Source organism: Lacticaseibacillus suibinensis, assembly GCF_003946175.1.
Classification (GTDB): domain Bacteria; phylum Bacillota; class Bacilli; order Lactobacillales; family Lactobacillaceae; genus Lacticaseibacillus; species Lacticaseibacillus suibinensis.
Map to the genome: position 1 here is coordinate 1 of NZ_RHOK01000054.1, position 2,116 is coordinate 2,116.

2 protein-coding genes are annotated in these 2,116 nt (G+C 44.7%); one reads left to right on the top strand and one right to left on the bottom strand.

Annotated elements, in window-relative coordinates:
- Nucleotides 1-188 precede the first annotated feature (188 nt).
- Nucleotides 189-866, top strand: coding sequence for a hypothetical protein (locus EKM90_RS12665; protein ID WP_225422885.1), 678 nt, complete (start codon nucleotides 189-191; stop codon nucleotides 864-866).
- On the opposite strand, the gene EKM90_RS12670 is transcribed toward EKM90_RS12665, so the two are convergent.
- A protein-coding gene (locus tag EKM90_RS12670; RefSeq protein ID WP_125583168.1) for an IS3 family transposase occupies nucleotides 863-1,983 on the bottom strand; the annotation gives its coding sequence in 2 pieces (ribosomal slippage) (nucleotides 863-1,785 and nucleotides 1,785-1,983; 1,122 coding nt in all). The two genes, EKM90_RS12665 and EKM90_RS12670, sit on opposite strands and share 4 nt — an antisense overlap.
- Nucleotides 1,984-2,116: the final 133 nt, after the last annotated feature.

Below are 2,116 nucleotides of genomic sequence, written 5' to 3' on the forward strand. Positions count from 1 at the left end.
GATTCGCGGTCCTTTAGGGTAAGATGTGTGTACGGACTCATAGCCGAGTTCTCCTTGTAGTTGGTCTTATGGTGATTCCATCTTACAAGGACTCAGGCTATGAGTCTTTCTATTTGACTAATTTGTTGCACTTGAATTGTAAATCCGTCGTGCCACACAAAAAAATTCATTAAAGCTCTCGCGATTGTATGCGCTTTCTTGTAAAGTTAATCTCAGGTGAGACTTTGCTGGAGCTTGTTGCGTTGAATTCGCTTGGAGTTTCATCAACCTTCTGGCCTTGGTTGTATTTACATAATGGAGTGGACGAGTACATGGGGAAGAAGAAAAAGGTAAAAGCTTTGCCGCGTAAGAGACCTGTACACAGGGTCAATGTGACATACACAATGGAGGAGCGCTCCAAGATTTTGGTTAAGATGACTCCAGAGCAGCAAGAAGCCTATACGGCTAGTATTCAGTTAACTTTCTCGGACCGGGTGATGAATACGGTATTCGAGGAAGCCCCGCACTGGAAGTTTGTCGGAATACAGGTTGATTATGGATGGGAGTATCGAAAGACACATCCAGAAAAATCTGCCAACCTAAAATGCGTCTGCGGCACACAACTGAGGTATCAATACCAGCTGATTTCGACAGATGGGCGTCATCGCAGAATTAATCTAGGCTCAAGCCACTTTATGCAGCATCTGGGAATCCCAGTTAGGGTATCGCGTGAAGTGTTTGCCGACTTCAACCAAGTGCAGCGTAAGATGGATGAGATGCTCTGGCTTTATGGGCGAGGCAGGAGATTCCCTAGCAAGAAGGGTAAGAGAGACCTCGTACTATCTGATGAAATTGGGAAGTCAACACTTTTTCGGACAGTTTGCTAAGCGACTTTTTGTGAAGCTTGGTCATACAAGGAAAGCCATGCTACTGGTGCAAGGTAGTCTAAGCGTGCTTGTACCCTTATGCGGTTGTAAAAGGTCTCGATGTAAGCGAAGACTTGCGCTCTCAGATCATTGATATCTTTAAATTGTATCTGATAAATGAGCTCTTTCTTCATGATGGCAAAGAAGCTTTCGCTCCAAGCGTTATCACCCGGTTTTCCCAATGCTGAGAAGCTACGTTGCCAATGATATTGGTTGACCAACTTTGTCACTGCTTTGGCCGTGTATTGGCTACCACGGTCACTATGAAAAATACACGTTTCTGGCAAAACCCACCTTTGGTGGGCTTGTTTAAGTGTCGCTAAGACTAAATCCGTGTCCATATGATTGGATATTTGATGAGCTAACACTAGGTTGCTGGTCAAATCCCTTATTTGGCAAATGTAAGCTTTTCCTTCTGATGTTGTCGTCTGTGTAATGTCACTTGATAAGGCTTCAAACGGCTTAAAAGATTGGTGTTTCACTAGATTGGGATAATCACCTTGACGAGCAAGGCGGCTATCGGTCAAACTCTTCGGATGACGACAACGTAGCGTTGAATACAGACCGGCATCAGCCATCAGACGGGCAACTAGGTGATAGGAAGCTTTATTACCATTTTTACGCAATAAACCGCAGATGCGTTTGGGCCTGTAAGTGCCCTGTCCTTGATCAAAAAAGTGTTTGATTCGTTGACGATATTGCCTTTCTTTGGCGTTTCGCTTTGGCAAAGCTCTCCGCCAAGCATAATAACCACTCGTTGATACGTCTAACAAACGCGCCCACCTTACCACAGAAACAGAGGTTTCCCTCAACATAAAAGCATACTTATCGCTGGGGGTTACTTCTGGAGACTGGCAAAGTAGGCGGCGGCTTTTTTTAACATATCCCGCTCCAATGCTAATTCGGCATTTTCACGTTTTAAGGCACGGTTCTCAGCTTCTAAAGAAGCAAACGGCGTTTGCTTTCCATCTTCGGTATATAGCTTCCGCCAACGATACAGGGCACTTTCAGGAACACCAAGTTCGGAGGCAATGATTTTAACTGGTTTGGAAGAGTTAAAACTCCCCCAGTTTACAATTCAAGTGCAACACCCTGACGACTAGACCAAAAAGGCCATGAAGACCTATTCTTGTTAGTACTAGCTAAACAAGAAAGCAGGAATCTTCATGACCCACTCTCAGACTAACACCCACAAGCATTACCAACAACTC

Coding starts and splice junctions, on each gene's coding strand:
- EKM90_RS12665 (WP_225422885.1), top strand. CDS start 189: ATGCGCTTTCTTGTAAAGTTAATCTCAGGTGAGACTTTGCTGGAGCTT.